Origin of the sequence: Desulfotalea psychrophila LSv54, assembly GCF_000025945.1 — a bacterium.
Taxonomy (GTDB): Bacteria; Desulfobacterota; Desulfobulbia; order Desulfobulbales; family Desulfocapsaceae; genus Desulfotalea; species Desulfotalea psychrophila.
In genome coordinates this window covers 2,348,007-2,366,876 of record NC_006138.1, presented here as the reverse complement: position 1 = coordinate 2,366,876, position 18,870 = coordinate 2,348,007, and the positions used below count along the sequence as shown (strand labels likewise).

The 18,870-nt window shown below is 56.8% G+C and carries 7 protein-coding genes and 1 pseudogene; 4 read left to right on the top strand and 4 right to left on the bottom strand.

What is annotated here, in order from left to right:
* The first annotated feature begins 656 nt into the window (after positions 1–656).
* Positions 657–3,488 (top strand): FAD-binding and (Fe-S)-binding domain-containing protein, encoded by a 2,832-nt coding sequence (locus DP_RS10650; protein WP_011189316.1) that lies wholly within the window; start codon positions 657–659, stop codon positions 3,486–3,488.
* Between the two features lie 444 nt (positions 3,489–3,932).
* On the opposite strand, the gene DP_RS18610 is transcribed toward DP_RS10650, so the two are convergent.
* Together DP_RS18610 and DP_RS18605 are read right to left on the bottom strand one after the other, a co-directional pair.
* A complete protein-coding gene (locus tag DP_RS18610) occupies positions 3,933–4,430 on the bottom strand; it encodes a hypothetical protein (RefSeq protein WP_041277906.1) in 498 nt (165 codons plus the stop codon).
* Positions 4,431–4,628, bottom strand: a complete 198-nt coding sequence (locus tag DP_RS18605; protein ID WP_173362831.1) for a hypothetical protein — start codon at positions 4,626–4,628, stop codon at positions 4,431–4,433.
* 114 nt (positions 4,629–4,742) lie between these two features.
* On the opposite strand from DP_RS18605, the gene DP_RS10635 reads away from it, so the two are divergent.
* Together DP_RS10635 and DP_RS17985 are read left to right on the top strand one after the other, a co-directional pair.
* Positions 4,743–10,835, top strand: a complete 6,093-nt coding sequence (locus tag DP_RS10635; RefSeq protein WP_041277904.1) for an autotransporter outer membrane beta-barrel domain-containing protein — start codon at positions 4,743–4,745, stop codon at positions 10,833–10,835.
* 598 nt (positions 10,836–11,433) lie between these two features.
* Positions 11,434–11,559, top strand: a pseudogene (locus tag DP_RS17985) (IS6 family transposase); the annotation flags it as partial.
* A 403-nt stretch (positions 11,560–11,962) separates the two neighbouring features.
* Here the strand turns inward: DP_RS17985 and DP_RS18600 are convergent.
* Entirely contained in the window at positions 11,963–12,454 is a 492-nt protein-coding gene (locus DP_RS18600) for a hypothetical protein (RefSeq protein WP_041277902.1), read from the bottom strand.
* Positions 12,455–12,811 (bottom strand): hypothetical protein, encoded by a 357-nt coding sequence (locus tag DP_RS18595; protein WP_041277901.1) that lies wholly within the window; start codon positions 12,809–12,811, stop codon positions 12,455–12,457. It abuts the gene before it with no gap.
* Here DP_RS18595 and DP_RS10610 point away from each other — a divergent pair.
* Complete coding sequence (locus DP_RS10610) at positions 12,767–18,772, top strand: autotransporter outer membrane beta-barrel domain-containing protein (RefSeq protein ID WP_041277900.1); 6,006 nt, start codon at positions 12,767–12,769, stop codon at positions 18,770–18,772. The two genes, DP_RS18595 and DP_RS10610, sit on opposite strands and share 45 nt — an antisense overlap.
* Positions 18,773–18,870: the final 98 nt, after the last annotated feature.

Below are 18,870 nucleotides of genomic sequence, written 5' to 3'. Positions count from 1 at the left end.
TATCGAGAGCTTATATTTAATATGTCAATAAGCATACCGGCAGGGCTAATATTTTTTATTCCTTTGTTATTGTAGCTTATTTTAGTTTGCGGTGGAGGGGTGACAGTCAAAGCGGGTAAAATCGTCTCTGCAAGAAAGGACTGAGTTACCCAGAACCTTGGTTTGGGAACCTGGAATGGTATCTTGGGGCTTATTTTTTTAGTTCATTCGGCAAACGAGTAACTGTGGTGAAAAATAAAAAACAAAAGGACATGGAATGAGGCAGGTTGTTTGTAGTAGAATCAATTCAAGCAGGGGATTCATATCCATGTCTATGCTTTATCATGTTTTTGGTCGCAAAGATGTGACTTGCCGATCACCTACTTTATTGGCAAGCCGATTATCTTTCGATTCAAAGATCCAAGTCCCTAAAGCTGTGCAAAGAGCTACAAAAGGCTCCCCAGTCACTGGCCCTAGAAGAGTTCAACAAACCGGTGCACGATCTCAGCAGGGGGTACTGTTCATGATATTGTCAATACGGTTGCAATTACAGCCATTCAAGCACATGCAAGTAAAGAAAAAAATCACATAATCAGCGATCACTATGAATACTCTAAAAACCTTTTAGCACACCGTAACATGTTGAAAATTATTTAATATTTTACAAAGAGGCTCCTATGAGCAACGTTGAATATCAAAATTATGTAAAGGCAATATCCACCCTTATTCCGAAAGAACGAATCTTTACCGATACGCTTCGATGCCTGGCTTATGGCACGGACGGTGGCTTTTACCGCTTAGAACCACAGGTCGTGGTACGGGTTGCAAATGAAAAGGAGATGCAGCTTTGTCTGCGCGAAGCATCGTCTAAAAAACTCCCGGTAACCTTCAAAGCAGCAGGCACCTCTCTTTCCGGCCAGGCCATCTCCGATTCTATTTTACTTATGGCAGGTGAAGGGTGGGAAGACTACGAAGTATTGGAAGAGGGACAAAAAATCCGCCTCCAACCTGGAATTGTAGGGGCTAAGGTTAATCGCATTCTGGCCCCGTATAATCGCAAATTTGGGCCGGACCCTGCTTCCATAAACTCCGCAATGGTTGGCGGTATCATCATTAACAACGCCTCCGGTATGAACTGCGGCACCCATGAGAATGCCTACAAAACCATCGAAGCGGCTAAAATTATTTTCGCAGACGGCACTCTGCTTGACACCGCAGATGCTGACAGCCGTGAATCCTTTCGACGTACCCGACCAGGGTTTGTGGAAAAAATTGAAGAAATTCGGGACAGGGTAGGTGCAGATGAAACGTTTGCAGCTCGAATAAGAAAAAAATATTCCATAAAAAACACCACCGGATTTTCCATTAATCCTTTTATTGACTACGATGACCCCTTCCAAATTATCATCAATCTGCTGATCGGTTCAGAAGGTGCACTGGCATTCATATCAGAGGTGGTAATGCGTTCAGTGCCCACCTACAAGTGCAAGGCAAGTTCCATGGTCTATTTTCCGGACATCATAACGGCATGTAAGGCAGCTGTAGCGTTGAAAGAAGGACCGGTAGATGGCGCGGAGCTACTTGACCGGCTGGCTTTAAAATCGGTCGAGAACAAAGAGGGAATTCCCGATTTCATCAAGGATTTTGATGAAACAACCACTGCTGTCCTCATAGAGACCATGGCCTCGGATGAAGATATCCTCGCTAAAAATATTATCCAAATCAAAGAAATCCTCAACGACTTTACAACGCTTCGCCCCGTCGAATTCACTTCCGACCCGGCTGAAAACGAACAGTTGTGGAATATCCGTAAAGGGGTATTTCCTGCTGTCGGCGGCATGCGGGAAATCGGCACGACCTGTCTCATTGAAGACGTCGCCTACCACATGGAAACCCTGCCCGAGGCTACTAAGGAGCTGCAGGATATCATCGTTGAACATGGTTACACTGACGCCGTTATTTACGGTCATGCCCTCGAAGGAAATTTTCATTTCATCCTCAACCAGGATTTCAGCGACCCAAAAGAGGTGCAGCGTTACGCTGCGATGATGCACGCCGTCATCAATATGACCGTCGATAAATACGACGGTTCCTTAAAGGCAGAACATGGCACCGGACGGAATATGGCACCATTTGTCAAGAAAGAATGGGGTAAAAAAGGCTATGAGCTGATGTGTGAAATCAAGAGGCTCTTTGATCCGGATACTATCCTCAATCCGGGTGTTATCATTAATGACGATCCCGAGTGCTATTTAAAAAACTTCAAACCCTTGCCCCAGTGTGATCCCTTGATCGATAAATGTATTGAATGTGGTTTTTGTGAAGTTAACTGCATGTCAAACCATTTCAGCCTCTCTGCCCGCCAGCGTATTGTTGTACAGCGAGAGATCGCGAGACTGAAAAAAAGTGGCGAAAACCCTGAGCGCCTTGCTGAACTTGAAAAAGGTTTTGTCTTCCAGGGCGAGGAGAGCTGCGCAGGTGACGGACTTTGCGAAACGTCATGCCCTGTCTCCATTGATACCGGGAAATATATTAAACAAATACGTGCGGCAAATCACAGTGCCTTTGGGAAAAAAGTAGGCAACTTTACCGGTGAACATCTGGGCCTGATCTGCAGCACCGCTTCCGTTGCATTAGGGATGGTCGGAGGAATGCATCGGCTCTTGGGTACCAAAAATTTTGGTAAAATATGCGATACGGCACGTTCTATAAGTGGCAATCACATACCACAGTGGACAGCTGCCATGCCAAGTGGCGTATCAGCTCCAGAAGAGACCCCAATCAATACTGATGCTGAGCAAAAAGTTGTCTATTTTCCGTCTTGCATTGCCCGGGCCATGGGACCGGCAAAGGATGACCCGGTGACTGAGTCTGTATCAGAGGTGACCATTCGGGTACTCAAGAAAGCCGGCTATGGCATCATTTTCCCTAAAGGTATGAAAAATCTCTGTTGCGGTACCCCTTGGGAGTCAAAGGGTTTTACCGAAACAGCGGACATGAAGTCCAGCGAACTTGAGCAGGCACTGCTTATCGCTTCTGAGCAGGGAAAGTATCCGGTGCTCTGTGACACATCGCCTTGTATATATCGAATGCGCAGAGTCATGGACAGCAAACTAAAACTTTACGAACCTGCTGAATTTGTACATAAATTTTTATTAAATAAGCTGCATTTTACTCCTAAAAAGCAGACCATAGCCATCCACGCGACCTGCTCAACCCAAAAAATGGGCCTTGCCAAAATTTTACAAGAGGTTGCCTCAATGTGTGCAGACAAGGTGATTTTGCCCCCTGATGTAAACTGTTGCGGATTTGCCGGAGACAAAGGTTTTCATCTGCCTGCTCTCAACGCTCATGGCCTGAGAACAGCGGTGCCAGTGATCAAAAAGGAGGGAGCTGTGGTCGGATATTCAAACAGCCGAACGTGTGAGATCGGCTGCACAGAACAACTCGGCATTCCTTATATGTCGATCATGTACCTGGTCGATGAAGTCACGACCGGAATAGATTGACATACAGAGGCTAGTGTCCCCGTGCAAACGGGGATCGCAATGCCAATCTTTCATCAAGAGGTTTTCCCTCTTGATGAAAGCTCATTTACTTTATCGTAGAGAGCTGACTTATTAAAATAATCCCCATTATTATACGATTGAAATTTTCCCCATTTGCCATCACGACCAAATCTTCACTACCCTCAAACTTTACGCTTATTCCTTTAGTGGCCCTACTGGAAAGTTCAATTCTAGATTTTATTTTAAGGAATTACTATGAGAATGACGCACATTTTTTCGATGGTATCTATTTTTATGTTGCCAACTTTATCTATTGGGTCATGTCTCAATGATAATGGCACCTATACCTGCTCCGGCAGCGATATCCCGGTCCTCAATGTCGGGTCAAGCACTGCCACCCACTTCCTGTACGAAAACGTAACGGGTAATTTCGGGCCTTCCCTGTCAAGTGACGGCGACTATGCGTTCAAGTTTACGGACCAAGCGGGCCCGGGGACCGACGCGACCGACGGAAAGCATATGAATGGTCAGCCGGGGGGGGAGGGCTACAGTTCGTACGATATGTCCTTGATGATGCATTTCGACAAGGGCTTTGGCATCGACAGCGCCACGGGCGGGATCTCGATCGAAGGCAACGGCGGCATCGGTGGCAACGCCAATGAGGACAAGAAATACTCCACCACCGCCTATGGCGGGGTCGGCGGCGCCGGTGGTAATGGCAGCGTCGTGACGATCACAGCCAATGCTGACAACGGCGGGGTGCCCCCTTTCCCAATCACCGCGAAGAACGGCCCAGGTATTATCGTGCTCAGCCGGGGTGGTAACGGCGGCGAAGGCGGCGAGGGCCACAACCATAGCGGCGGGGTTCATCAGGGTAATGGCGGCAACGGCGGTGCCGGTGGCAATGGCGGCGATATCACCGTGAGGCTCGACGATCAGCATTCAGTCGACATCGCCACGAGCGCCAGCAGCGGTATCGCCCTGGTTAGCGTCGCCGGCAACGGCAACACCGCGGGTGAAGGGGTTTCGTCGAACAAGGCTACGGGCGGCACTGGTGGTGCCGGTGGCAACGGCGGGATTGTAGAGCTCACCGCTGACAGCAGTTCGAACGCAATCTCGACCTCGGGCGATGCGGGACATGGCATCGTTGCTATCAGCGAGGCTGGGGACGGAGGGACCGGCGGCGAAGGGGATGGGACGGCCGAAGGGGTTGGAGGCGTTGGCGGACACGGCGGCACTGCTGGAGAGATCAATGTGACTTTCGCCGGCGACATCACGACCTCGGGCGCCCAGGCGCAAGGCGTCTTTATCCAGAGTATCGGCGGCGCCAGCGGCAGTGGCGGCAAAGGCGATAGCTGGTTCGACAGCGACTCTGGTCTTGCCAGCGTGCCGGGACCGGGTGGCGAGGCGACGATCAGCTACGCGAATGGAACTATTACCACGAAAGGCGATGAAGCCTCGGCCATCCTCGTGGAGAGTGTCGGCGGTTTCGCCGGTAGCTCCGGCGGCGCGAGCGGCTTTGTCGGCTATGGCGCCAACGGCGCGAGTGGTGGTGATGGCAATACCGTTACGACAACCCTTAATGCCGTGTCTGTGGCTACGACAGGGAACTCTTCTATTGGACTAAGCGCACTCTCGGTGGGCGGTGGCGGCGGTGTCGGTTCGAAAGACGATGGCTTTGTCACCATCGGTGCCGCAGGTGGTGCAGGTGGCGCGGGCGGTAACGTCACCGTCACGCTGACGGACACCAACACCATCACTACCAAGGGCGACGACGCGTCAGGAATCTTCGTGCTGAGCGCTGGCGGAGGCGGCGGCACCAGCGGCGGGAACGAAGGCGTGGTCGCCCTTGGCGGTGCTGGAGGGAAAGGCGGCAATGGTGATGTTGCCACCTTCTCCGCCGACGGCAACACCACCATCACGACCGAGGGCGAATATGCTGTTGGTGTGATGATCTCGAGTATCGGCAACGGCGGCGGCAAGTCGACCTCGCCCACAGGGCCCTGGGCCCTCGGAGCCAACGGTGGAGATGGCGGCAGTGGCTCCGACGTGACCTTTGATCTCAAGAGTGGAACGCTCGGGGTCACAACGCAGGGTAGCATCGCAGACGGGGTACTGATTTCATCCGTTGGCGGCGGTGGTGGCCATGGCGGTAGCTCCCTTGCCGCCCTCGATATCATCAAGCCTGTCCTCGGCTCCCAGGGCGGCGATGGCGGTTCAGGCGGCGACATCACGGTCACCAGCGAAGGCGGCAGCGTCGACATCGAAACCTCCGGTTTCAAGTCTAATGGCTTCGTCGCGCAGTCCATCGGCGGTGGCGGCGGCACCGGCGGCAACGTGGTCAACGTCGACATCGGCCTGACCTTCAACCAACAGACCGCCGCCTTGGCCACGACCGCAGCGCATCACGGTGGAACCGTCAACGTCGGCAACAAGGATACCGTTGGCCTGACCGGATCGGTAACCACGCACGGAGCTACATCTTCGGCCCTCCTTGTCCAGTCGGTCGGGGGTGGCGGCGGTTCGGCTGGTAATAGCATCGAGGCAGGCAGCACCCTTGAATTCAATCATGACATGGGGGCGGGCGGTCAGGACGGCGGGACCGGTGGCGACGTCACGGTAAACTCCAAGACCGATGCCACGACCGATGGCGACCACGCAGACGGCATCCTGGTGCAATCGATTGGTGGCGGCGGTGGCCAGTCGAGCAACGTTATCGATGCCAATGTCGGCGGGGAAATCAGCCAGTTCATTGGCAATCAGGGTTCATCTGCGGGAACTGCCGGCTCTGCCGGAGCGGTCTGGGTCCAAACTGACAGCACGGTCGAGACCAAGGGCGACAATGCACTTGGCGTCGTCGCCCAGTCCATCGGCGGCGGTGGCGGCAAAGCGGGTTATACCGTCGACGGAGACGTCTCGATCAATGCCGGTATCAGCCTCGGCTCATCCGGTGGTGCGGGCGGCTCGTCGGGAACGGTGGAGCTGACCACCGCCGGTAGCGTGACGACATCCGGCAATCTCTCGACCGGCGTCATGGCCCAGAGTGTGGCCGGCGGTGGTGGCACGGCTGGCACCACAGTCAATGGCAATGCCGGTATCAGCCTCAGCTATACCCATGGGGGCAACGGCGGTCTAGGCGGAATGGCCTCGGATATAACGCTGATCAATAACGCGTCCGTCACCACCGCTGGCTCGGGTGCGACCGGCGTCCTGGCCCAGAGTATGGGCGGGGGCGGTGGCTCCGGGGGCGTGACGGCCTCAGCGTCATTTGGCATCGTGGGTGATCTCAACATCGCCCACGGCGGAGACGGCGGCAACGGCGGCACAGCCGGCAAGGTGACGCTGACCAACACCGAAAATATTAAAACGTCGGGCGACAGCTCGCACGGGGTCTTTGCCCAGTCTCTGGGCGGGAGCGGCGGCGTAGGCGGATTTCTGGGTACCGGAGCCGGAAGCGCCGGGCCGATCTCGGCCTCGGTCAACGTCTCCGTTGGCGGTAGCGGCGGCAAGGGTAGCACTGCAGATACGGTCGACATCACCAACTCGGGCCAAATCACCACCGCTGGCTATCACTCCACGGGGATTACCGCCCAGTCGGTTGGCGGCAACGGCGGCGACGGCGGTGCCATCATTGCAGGGGCGATCGATTTGAGCTCCGACGGTAGTGGTTCAGTCAACGTCTCCGTTGGCGGCGATGGCGGCGACTCGGGCACGGCGAAAGCGGTCACAGTGACCAACAACAGCGGTGGCGACATCACAACGTCCGGACATCTGTCCTACGGGATCTTCGCGCAATCGATCGGCGGCAACGGCGGCAAGGGTGGCGGCAGCTACGCCTTCACACTGTCGGGGAGTACCGGGCCGACGGTAGATGCCTCCGTTTCGATCGGCGGCAACGGCGGCAGCGGGTCGGTTGGCAGCTCTGTGACGGTCGAGAATGACGCCACGCTCAAGACATCGGGCGGCAACTCCCATGGCATCTATGCGCAGTCGGTCGGCGGCAACGGCGGCGTCGGCGCCTACGGCTTCGCCTTCGCGGGAGACTTCTTCTACAAGCCCGGTGACAATAACCTCGACGTTAACGCGAACGTGGCGCTGGGCGGTTCAGGCGGCAGCGGGGAGGATGCCGGCTCGGTAACTGTGCAAAACAACGGAGACATCTCCACGCAGACCGAGACCGCTTACGGCATCTACGCCCAGTCGGTCGGTGGCGGCGGTGGGGACGGCGGCCAAGCCGGGTCCCATACCTTTGGCTACACCAAGAAACAGACCAAGACCGACGAAGGTAAAAGCTATTCTCTGAACTTTACCATGGGCGGCGACCAAGGCGTCTCTGGTGACGGCAACGACGTGTCGGTAACCCATTCGGCGGGCACCATCTCGACGGTCGGCAACGCCTCCTACGCGATCTACGCCCAGTCGGTTGGCGGTGGTGGCGGCAACTCCGGCAACGGCTCGCCCGGGCTTAAGGGCTGGGTCGCGGATATCAAGAATACCGGCGAGTTTCTGGACGACCTCTATGACACCTACAAGGACGTGAAGGGCTTCCCCAAAGACGAACTCTCCTTTGAAATCGACATCGGCGGCCAGGCTGGGGCCTCTGGCACCGGCGGCAACGTCACGGTCGAAAACGATGCCACGCTGACCACAACCGGCGACAGCGGCACGGCGATCTTCGCGCAATCCGTGGGCGGCGGCGGCGGCAGTGGCGGCGACGGGAGTCAGGGGCTTCTGACTTCTATCACCGTCGCACGGTCGGGATCTGGGGGCGGCAACGGCGGTAATGTGGCCGTCACCAACAGCGGCAATATCAGTACCGGAGGCTCCGGAGCCATGGGTATTTATGCCCAATCGGTCGGTGGCGGCGGTGGATCGGCCGGTGACATCGAAAGTAGCATCGTAACCGCTGTGGCCAATTTCTATGAAACCATGGGGGCCCAGATTTTCGGTAAGGACAACGGTGGCCAGGGTGGCGACGGGGGCGATGTTAACATCACGAGTACCGGCCAGATTAACACGGCAAATGAAAACGCCCACGGGATCTGGGTGCAGTCCGTCGGCGGTAGCGGCGGTGCCGGTGGCAATCTTGGCAGCAAAACGGACAGCGTAAGCATCGGTAGCGCCGGAGACGCCGGCAACAGTGGCTATGTCGACATAGCCATTGACGGCTTGATTAATGTCAAGGGCACCGGCTCGCACGGGATCTTCGCGCAGAGCGCTTCGGGCACCGATGGCTACTCCGGTGGGGTCAAGATGCGTATCGCCGGCACAGTAAAAACCGAGGGCGCGAACGCCCGGGCGATCCTCGCCCAATCCTCGGAAATTGGCACAGACGATCCGCAGGGCAGCGAAAGCAGCGGTTCCACCCAGTGCAAAGACGCCGAATGCCGGGGCACCAGTCACATCTATGTCAATAAAGGCGGACTGGTCGAGACGACGAACAGTTCGGCCTACGAGACGATCGCTATCTCAGGGGGGCGGTCAAACTATAATTCCGACGGGTCGCTCAGCTATTCCAACATGATCCAGAACGAGGGCACAATCCAGAGCGCCAACGCGGACTCAGTGGTCATTGCTAACGATTCTCAAGGGGCGCTCAGGATCCACAATTGGAACGGAGGCATCCTCTCGGGCTCGCTGCAACTCGACGACTCCAACCGGACTGAGTTCGAAAACCTACAGGCCGCGTACTTCCACGCCGGCAAGACCGTCTATCTTGGCAAGCTCGGTAACTACACAGGCTACGACGGCAGCACCATGTCGCCCTATGGCCAGAACATAGTCGGCACAAGCACGGTGAGCCTCGGTGAAACCTACGCCGAGGCCGGGACACTCTGGATCGATGTCCAACAAAACTCGACTGGGACTGTATTAAATGACCAGATCGTTTTTGATGGTCTTGCCCAGGGCGCGCAGATCAACCTGACCGGCGTGATCCAACCCGTTTGGGTTGGAAGCACCACCCTTTCCAGCGGCAACACCGGCGTACTGCACATCGTTTCGCTGACGAATGACGCTAACCTCAAGACAATGACCGCGACATTAGTCAACACCCCGACCGTCACCTACACCCTCAGCAACAAGACCAGCGATATCTTCGTCAATTACACGATCGACTATACTGGCAGCGCAGCGGGAATAGAACTAGGGAACAATGCGCTCAGTTATGCCAGATATTTAAGCAGCGCCATGGCGGCAATTGAGGCCACGGCGAGCGGCAACACGGAAGAAGCCTCCATGCACGCGACCACAATTCTAAACACTACCAGTGCCGACAAACTAGCGGCAATTGAGGCCACGGCGAGCGGCGACACGGAAGAAGCCTTATCCATGCACGCGACCACGATTCTGAACACTACCAGTGCCGACGAACTAGCGGCAATCTACGGTAGCCATACCCCGGAAGAGAGCCTGATCGGGGCGACCAGAGCGGTCTCGGCATCGCACAGGCTAAACCAGCTAATGCAGAGCTGTCCGACACTCGACCCGACGACCGGCACCGACTTCCTGCGCCAGAACGACTGTGCCTGGGTCCAGGCAATCGGCTCGCATTTAAACCAGAATGCCACTGGAGAAAGTCCTGAGTTCTCCGAGACCACCTGGGGTATCGCACTCGGCTCGCAACGTGAGATCGCAGCCGACACCTTTATTGAGATAGTGGGCCAATTCGAGACGCTGTCCATCGACGGCGACAACTTTTCTCAGGATGGCGAGCGCTATTCGCTGGGCTTGGCTCTTAAGAAAGAGATCGGGAGGTTCACCCTCTCCACAGCACTGACCGGTGGGATCTATTCACTCAACTACGATCGGGCCTACAAGTCCTCCCAGATTTGGCAACAAGCCAATTCCGACATAGACGGAGGCTTCCTCGGAGCCGAGGTCCGGGCATCGGCTGTGTTCTTAGGCCAAAGTGGCTACTACGCCAAGCCCTCAGCCGCATTGGCCTACACACAGGTCTGGCAGGACAGTTTTACCGAAAGCGGCAACGGCCTCCTGAATTGGGACGTCGGGTCGGTCAGCGATGGCTGGCTCGCCATGACCCCAATGATCGAGCTTGGTCGGGCCTTCTCGGGCAATGACCACTCCATGCTGGCCTTCATCCGGGCGGGTCTCACGGTGGTATTAAACAAACCGAGCATGGACGCGAGTTCGACGCTGGTGGACGCGGATGCTTCGCTCGGAGAACTGAACTTCACAATGGGCACCGACCGTTGCCAGGGCGATTTAACCGTGGGCTTCGATGCGCAGCTACAGGACAACCTTTCGCTGTCAATACGGGCCCAGACCGCCTTGTCGACGAACAGCTACGATTACGGCGGTTCCGCGAAACTCGAATTCCGGTTCTGATAGAAATAGGGGCAGGCCCCGTGCACCGCGCCGCGGTGCACGGAGAGTAACCTAAAAAAACAATCGGACAAGATCAAAACCAGACCTTTTAAAAGGGGTATATTTTTTACATTGCCAAGAAGCTAACCGGATTGTGTGCTGAAGATTTGAATAAACTTTCAGCTTTATCGTTGATAAGAAGAATCTCAAACATAAATATTATTTAAGTGATTCAAAGAAATCTAAATTAAACTTTGGTAAAAAAAATATTTATTGACCTTCCCAAGATCTTTTGCCCACTCTGAAAAGTAAGGATTAGGTATGACATGACCACCACCATTAATTTTCACTAATTGAACTATGTTATTCGAATCTTCACAGCTATTATTGTAAATGCTTACATCATGTGACTCACTTCTAGTTTCTGTTATTTCTTTACAAGCCATTAAATTTTTCCAGTACTGAATGGTATTAAATGTAGGAATGACTCTTCCTCTTTTACTCCAGCAAGAACTTTTTGACCACCGTTAAAGGGACTTACAGAATCTTCTGGGCTCTGTTGCAAAAAATCTAAATATGCTGTGAAATCATTGTATGTCATCAAGCAATAGAAGGCGTTATGAATGATTTCAAATGGAAGCATTTTCGTGGTGAGATAATTTTGGCTTGTGTACGCTGGTACTGTAAATACGGAATTAGTTATCGTGATTTGGAAGAGATGATGGTGGAGAGGGGTTTTGAAGTCATGAGAATGTTTAAAAAAGGCCAATTCGATATATGGCCCCATGATCAAGGTTTGCAAGGAGAGATCCGCCTAATTTAAAGACAATTTGATATCTATTCTGCAGCATAAAATATGTCTTCTATAAGGGGTCTTTGACAAATTGACATTTTTTGCAACAGAGCCCTATAAGCTATACTGGAAAGTTCAATTCTAGATTTTATGTTAAGGGGTTACTATGAGAATGACGCACATTTTTTCGATGGTATCTATTTTTATGTTGCCAACTTTATCTATTGGATCATGTCTCAATGATAATGGCACCTATACCTGCTCCGGCAGCGATATCCCGGTCCTCGATGTGGGGTCAAGCACTGCCACCCACTTCCTGTACGAAAACGTGACAGGTAATTTCGGGCCTTCCCTGTCAAGTGACGACAACTATGCGTTCAAGTTTACGGACCAAGCGGGCCCGGGAAACGACGCGACCAAAGAAAAGCATGAAGATGGCCAGGACGGGGGGGATGCCTACAGCTCGTACGATATGTCCTTGATGATGCATTTCGACAAGGGCTTTGGCATCGACAGCGCCACGGGCGGGATCTCGATCGAGGGCAACGGCGGCAACGGCGGGTTGGCTAACGAGAACAGCGCATTTGGTACTGCCCGCGGCGGAATCGGCGGCGCCGGCGGTAATGGCAGCGCCGTGACGATCACAGCCAATGCTGACAACGGCGGGGTGACCCCTTTCCCAATCACCACGAGTGGCGGCCCAGGTCTTATCGTGCTCAGCCAGGGTGGCCAGGGCGGCGAAGGCGGCAAGGGCACCAACCAGAGCGGGTTGCATCAGGGCTTCGGCGGCAACGGCGGTGCCGGTGGCAATGGCGGCGCTATCACCGTGACGCTCGACGATCAGCATTCAGTCGATATCACCACGAGCACCAGCGCCGGTATCGCCCTGGTTAGCGTCGGCGGAAACGGGAGCACCGCAGGGGAAGGGCTTTCGGACAACAAGGCCACGGGCGGCACCGGTGGTGCCGGCGGCAACGGCGGGATTATCACGCTCACCGCTGCCAGCAGTTCGAACACTATCTCGACCTCGGGTGATACCATACATGGCATCGTTGCCATCAGCGAGGCTGGGGACGGAGGGACCGGCGGCGAAGGGCATGGACCGACCAAAGGGGTTGGAGGCAATGGCGGCCCCGGCGGCACTGCTGGAGAGATCGATGTGACTTTCGCCGGCGACATCACGACCTCGGGCGTCCAGGCGCAAGGCGTCTTCATCCAGAGTATCGGCGGCGCCAGCGGCAACGGTGGCAACGCCGATAGCTGGGTCGACGGCAACGCTGGTTTTGCCAGCGTGCCGGGACCGGGTGGCGAGGCCACGGTCAGCTACGCGAATGGAACCATTAGGACGAAAGGCGATGAAGCCGGGGGCATCCTCGTGGAGAGTGTCGGCGGTTTCGCTGGTAACGCCGGCGGCGCGACCGGCTTTGTCGGCTATGGCGCCAACGGCGGGAGTGCTGGTGATGGCCGTACCGTTACGGCGACCCTTAATGCCGTGTCTGTGGATACGACAGGGAACTATTCTAATGGACTAAGCGCACTCTCGGTGGGCGGTGGCGGCGGTGTCGGCTCGAAGGATGACGGCTTTATCGCCATCGGTGCCAAAGCAGGTGCAGGTGGCGTGGGCGGTAACGTCACCGTCACGCTGACGGACACCAACACCATCACCACCAAGGGCGACGACGCGTCAGGAATCTTCGTGCTGAGCGCTGGCGGAGGCGGCGGCACCAGCGGCGGGAACGACGGCGTGGTCGCCCTTGGCGGTGATGGAGGAAAAGGCGGCAATGGCGGCAAGGCCGCCTTCTCCGCCGACGGCAACACCACCATCACGACCGAGGGCGAATATGCTGTTGGTGTGATGATCTCGAGTATCGGCGACGGCGGCGGCAAGTCGACCTCGCCCAAAGGGCCCTGGGCCCTCGGAGCCAAAGGTGGCGATGGTGGCAGTGGCTCCGATGTGACCTTTGATCTCAAGAGTGGAACGCTCGGGGTCACAACGCAGGATAAAATCGCAGACGGGGTACTGATTTCATCCATTGGCGGCGGTGGTGGCCATGGCGGTAGCTCCCTTGCCGCCCTCGATATCATCAAGCCTATCCTCGGCTCCCAGGGCGGCGATGGCGGTTCAGGCGGCGACATCACAGTCACCAGCGAAGGCGGCAGCGTCGACATCGAAACCTTCGCTTTCAAGTCTAACGGCTTCGTCGCGCAGTCCATCGGCGGTGGCGGCGGCACCGGCGGCAACGTGGTCAACGTCGACATCGGCCTGACCTTCAACCAACAGACCGCCGCCTCGAACACGATCACAGCGCATCACGGCGGAACCGTCAATGTCGGCGCCAAGGATACCGTTGGCCTGACCGGATCGGTGACCACGCACGGAGCCACATCTTCGGCCCTCCTTGTCCAGTCGGTCGGGGGTGGCGGCGGTTCGGCTGGTAATAACATCGAGGCAGGCAGCACCCTTGAATTCAATCATGACATGGGGGCGGACGGTCAGTACGGCGGGACCGGTGGCAACGTCACGGTAAACTCCAAGACCGATGCCACGACCGATGGCGACCACGCAGACGGCATCCTGGTGCAGTCGATCGGTGGCGGCGGTGGCCAGTCGAGCAACGTTATCGACGCCAATGTCGGAGGGGAATTCAGCCAGTTCGTTGGCAATCAGGGATCATCTGCAGGAACTGCCGGCTCTGCCGGAGCGGTCTGGGTTCAAACTGACAGTACGGTCGAGACCAAGGGCGACAATGCACTTGGCGTCGTCGCCCAGTCCATCGGCGGCGGTGGCGGCAAAGCGGGTTACACCTTCGGCGGAGACGTCTCGATCAGTTCCGGGTCGATCGCGCTCGGCTCATCCGGTGGTACGGGCGGCTCGTCGGGAACGGTGGATCTGACCACCGCCGGCAGCGTGACGACACACGGCCATCTCTCGACCGGCGTCATGGCCCAGAGCGTGGCCGGCGGTGGTGGCACATCCGGCACCACAGTCAATGGCGATGCCGGTATCAGCCTCGGCTATACCCACGGGGGCAACGGCGGTCTAGGCGGAATGGCCTCGGATATAACGCTGACCAACAACGCGTCCGTCACCACCGCTGGCTCAGGTGCGACCGGCATCCTGGCCCAGAGTATGGGCGGAGGCGGTGGCTCCGGGGGCGTGACGGCCTCAGGCTCATTTAGCATCATGGGCGATCTCAGCATCGCCCACGGCGGAAACGGCGGAGACGGCGGCACAGCCGGCAAGGTGACGCTGACCAACACCAAAAATATTAACACATCGGGCGACAGCTCGCACGGGGTCTTTGCCCAGTCCCTGGGCGGGAGCGGCGGCGTAGGTGGATTCTTGGGCACCGGGGCCGGAAGCGCCGGGCTGATCTCAACCTCGGTCAACGTCTCCGTTGGCGGTAGCGGCGGTGCGGGTAGCACTGCAGATACGGTCGACATCACCAATTCAGGCCAGATCACCACCGGCGGCTATCAATCCACGGGGATTACCGCCCAGTCGATTGGCGGCAACGGCGGCGACGGCGGTGCCATCATTGCAGCGGCGATCGATTTGAGCTCCGAGGGTGGCGGTTCAGTCAACGTCTCCGTTGGCGGCGATGGCGGCGACTCGGGCACGGCGAAGGCGGTCACAGTGACCAACAACAGCGGTGGCGATATCACCACGAACGGACACCTGTCCTACGGGATCTTCGCGCAATCGATCGGCGGCAACGGCGGCAAGGGTGGCGGCAGCTATGCCTACACTGTATCGGGTAGTTCCGGGCCGACGTTTCAGACCACCGTTTCGATCGGCGGCTCCGGCGGTAATGGGTCGGTTGGTAGCTCTGTGACGGTCGAGAATCAGGCCACGCTCAAAACATCGGGCGGTAACGCCCATGGTATCTACGCGCAGTCAGTCGGCGGCAACGGCGGCGTTGGTGCCTACGGTTCCGCCAGCGCGCTCAACTTTTACTTGGCGCCCAAAAACAAGAACCCCAGCTTCAGCGTAGACGTGGCGCTGGGCGGTTCGGGCGGCAACGGAGAGGATGCCGGCTCGGTGACTGTGCAAAACAACGGAGACATCTCCACGCGGACCGAGACCTCCTATGGCATCTATGCCCAGTCGGTCGGCGGCGGTGGTGGCGACGGCGGCCAAGCCGGGTCCCATACCTTTGGCTACACCAATAAACAGAAAAAGACCGACGAAGGTAAAAGCTATTCTCTGAAATACGCCATGGGCGGCAACTCTGGCGCCTCGGGGGACGGCAACGACGTGTCGGTGACCCACTCCGAGGGTACGATATCGACGGCCGGCAACGCCTCCTACGCGATCTACGCCCAGTCGGTTGGCGGTGGTGGCGGCAACTCCGGTAACGGCTCGCCCGGGCTTAAGGGCTGGGTCGCAGATATCAAAAAAACCTTTGATTTTTTGCACGACATCTATGAAACCTACAAGGGCGTGAAGGGCTTCCCCAAAGACGAACTCTCCTTTGAAATCGATATCGGCGGCCAGGCTGGGGCCTCTGGCACCGGCGGCAACGTCACGGTCGAGAACGATGCCACGCTGAGCACAACCGGTGACAGTGGCACGGCGATCTTCGCGCAATCCGTGGGCGGTGGCGGCGGCAGTGGTGGCGACGGGAGCCAGGGGCTTCTGACTTCTATCACCGTCGCACGGTCGGGATCTGGGGGTGGCAACGGCGGTAATGTGGCCGTCACCAACAGCGGCAACATCAGTACCGAAGGCTCTGGAGCCATGGGTATTTATGCCCAATCGGTCGGTGGCGGCGGTGGATCAGCTGGTGATATCGAAAGTAGCATCGTAACCGGTGTGGCCAATTTCTATGAAACCCTGGGGGCCCAGATTTTCGGTAAGGACAACGGTGGCCAGGGTGGCGACGGGGGCGATGTTAACATCACGAGTACCGGCCAGATTCACACGGCAAATAAAAACGCCCACGGGATCTGGGTGCAGTCCGTCGGCGGTAGCGGCGGTGCCGGTGGCAATCTTGGAAGCGACACGGACAGCGCAAGCATCGGTAGCGCCGGAGACGCCGGCAACAGTGGCTATGTCGACATAGCCATTGACGGCTTAATTAATGTCAAGGGCACCGGCTCGCACGGGATCTTCGCGCAGAGCGCTTCGGGCACCGATGGCTACTCCGGTGGGGTCAAGATGCGTATCGCCGGCACAGTAAAAGCCGAGGGCGAGAACGCCCGTGCGATCCTCGCCCAATCCTCGGAAACCGGCACAGACGATCCGCAGGGCGACAAAGGCGGCGGTTCCGCCCAGTGCAAAGACGACGAATGCCGGGGCACCAGTCACATCTATGTCAATAAGGGCGGGCTGGTCGAAACGACGCACAGTTCGGCCTACGAGACGATAGTTATCTCAGGGGGGCGGTCAAGCTATAATTCCGACGGGTCGCTCAGCTATTCCAACATGATCCAGAACGAGGGCACGATCCAGAGCGCCGATGCGAACTCAGTGGTCATTGCTAACGATTTTCAGGGTGCGCTCAGGATCCACAATTTGAGCGGAGGCATCCTCGCGGGCTCGCTGCAACTCGACGACTCTAACCGGACTGAGTTCGAAAACCTACAGGGCGCGTACTTCCACGCCGGCAAGACCGTCTATCTTGGCAAGCTCGGTAACTACACAGGCTATGACGGCAGCACCATGTCTCCCTATGGCCAGAACATAGTCGGCACAAGCACGGTGAGCCTCGGTGAAACCTACGCCGAGGCCGGGACACTCTGGATCGATGTCCAACAAAACTCGACTGGGACTGTATTAAATGACCAGATCGTTTTTGATGGTCTTGCCCAGGGCGCGCAGATCAACCTGACCGGCGTGATCCAACCCGTTTGGGTTGGAAGCACCACCCTTTCCAGCGGCAACACCGGCGTACTGCACATCGTTTCGCTGACGAATGACGCTAACCTCAAGACAATGACCGCGACATTAGTCAACACCCCGACCGTCACCTACACCCTCAGCAACAAGACCAGCGATATCTTCGTCAATTACACGATCGACTATACTGGCAGCGCAGCGGGAATAGAACTAGGGAACAATGCGCTCAGTTATGCCAGATATTTAAGCAGCGCCATGGCGGCAATTGAGGCCACGGCGAGCGGCGACACGAAAGAAGCCTTATCCATGCACGCGACCACGATTCTGAACACTACCAGTGCCGACGAACTAGCGGCAATCTACGGTAGCCATACCCCGGAAGAGAGCCTGATCGGGGCGACCAGAGCGGTCTCGGCATCGCACAGGCTAAACCAGCTAATGCAGAGCTGTCCGACACTCGACCCGACGACCGGCACCGACTTCCTGCGCCAGAACGACTGTGCCTGGGTCCAGGCAATCGGCTCGCATTTAAACCAGAATGCCACTGGAGAAAGTCCTGAGTTCTCCGAGACCACCTGGGGTATCGCACTCGGCTCGCAACGTGAGATCGCAGCCGACACCTTTATTGAGATAGTGGGCCAATTCGAGACGCTGTCCATCGACGGCGACAACTTTTCTCAGGATGGCAAGCGCTATTCGCTGGGCTTGGCTCTTAAGAAGGAGATCGGGAGATTCACCCTCTCCACAGCACTGACCGGTGGGATCTATTCACTCAACTACGATCGGGCCTACAAGTCCTCCCAGATTTGGCAACAAGCCGATTCCGACATAGACGGAGGCTTCCTCGGAGCCGAGGTCCGGGCATCGGCTGTGTTCTTAGGCCAAAGTGGCTACTACACCAAGCCCTCAGCCGCATTGGCCTACACACAGGTCTGGCAGAACAGTTTTACCGAAAGCGGCAACGGCCTCCTGAATTGGGACGTCGGGTCGGTCAGCGATGGCTGGCTCGCCATGACCCCAATGATCGAGCTTGGTCGGGCCTTCTCGGTCAATGACCACTCCATGCTGGCCTTCATCCGAGCGGGTCTCACGGTAGTATTAAACGAACCGAGCATGGACGCGAGTTCGACGCTGGTGGACGCGGATGCTTCGCTCGGAGAGCTGAACTTCACAATGGGCACCGACCGTTGCCAGGGCGATTTAACCGTGGGCTTCGATGCGCAGCTACAGGACAACCTTTCGCTGTCAATACGGGCCCAGACCGCCTTGTCGACGAACAGCTACGATTACGGCGGTTCCGCGAAACTCGAATTCCGGTTCTGATAGAAATAGGGGCAGGCCCCGTGCACCGCGCCGCGGTGCACGGGGAGTAACCTTAAAAAACAATCGGACAAGATCAAAACCAGACCTTTTAAAAGGGG

Bases quoted from the DNA above. Each gene is read 5' to 3' on its own strand.
- DP_RS18600 (WP_041277902.1), bottom strand. From the start codon at position 12,454: ATGCTGATCGTCGAGCGTCACGGTGATAGCGCCGCCATTGCCACCGGC.
- DP_RS10650 (WP_011189316.1), top strand. From the start codon at position 657: ATGAGCAACGTTGAATATCAAAATTATGTAAAGGCAATATCCACCCTT.
- DP_RS18610 (WP_041277906.1), bottom strand. From the start codon at position 4,430: ATGCTGATCGTCGAGCCTCACGGTGATATCGCCGCCATTGCCACCGGC.
- DP_RS18605 (WP_173362831.1), bottom strand. From the start codon at position 4,628: ATGTCCCGCATCGCCCGAGGTCGAGATTGCGTTCGAACTGCTGTCAGC.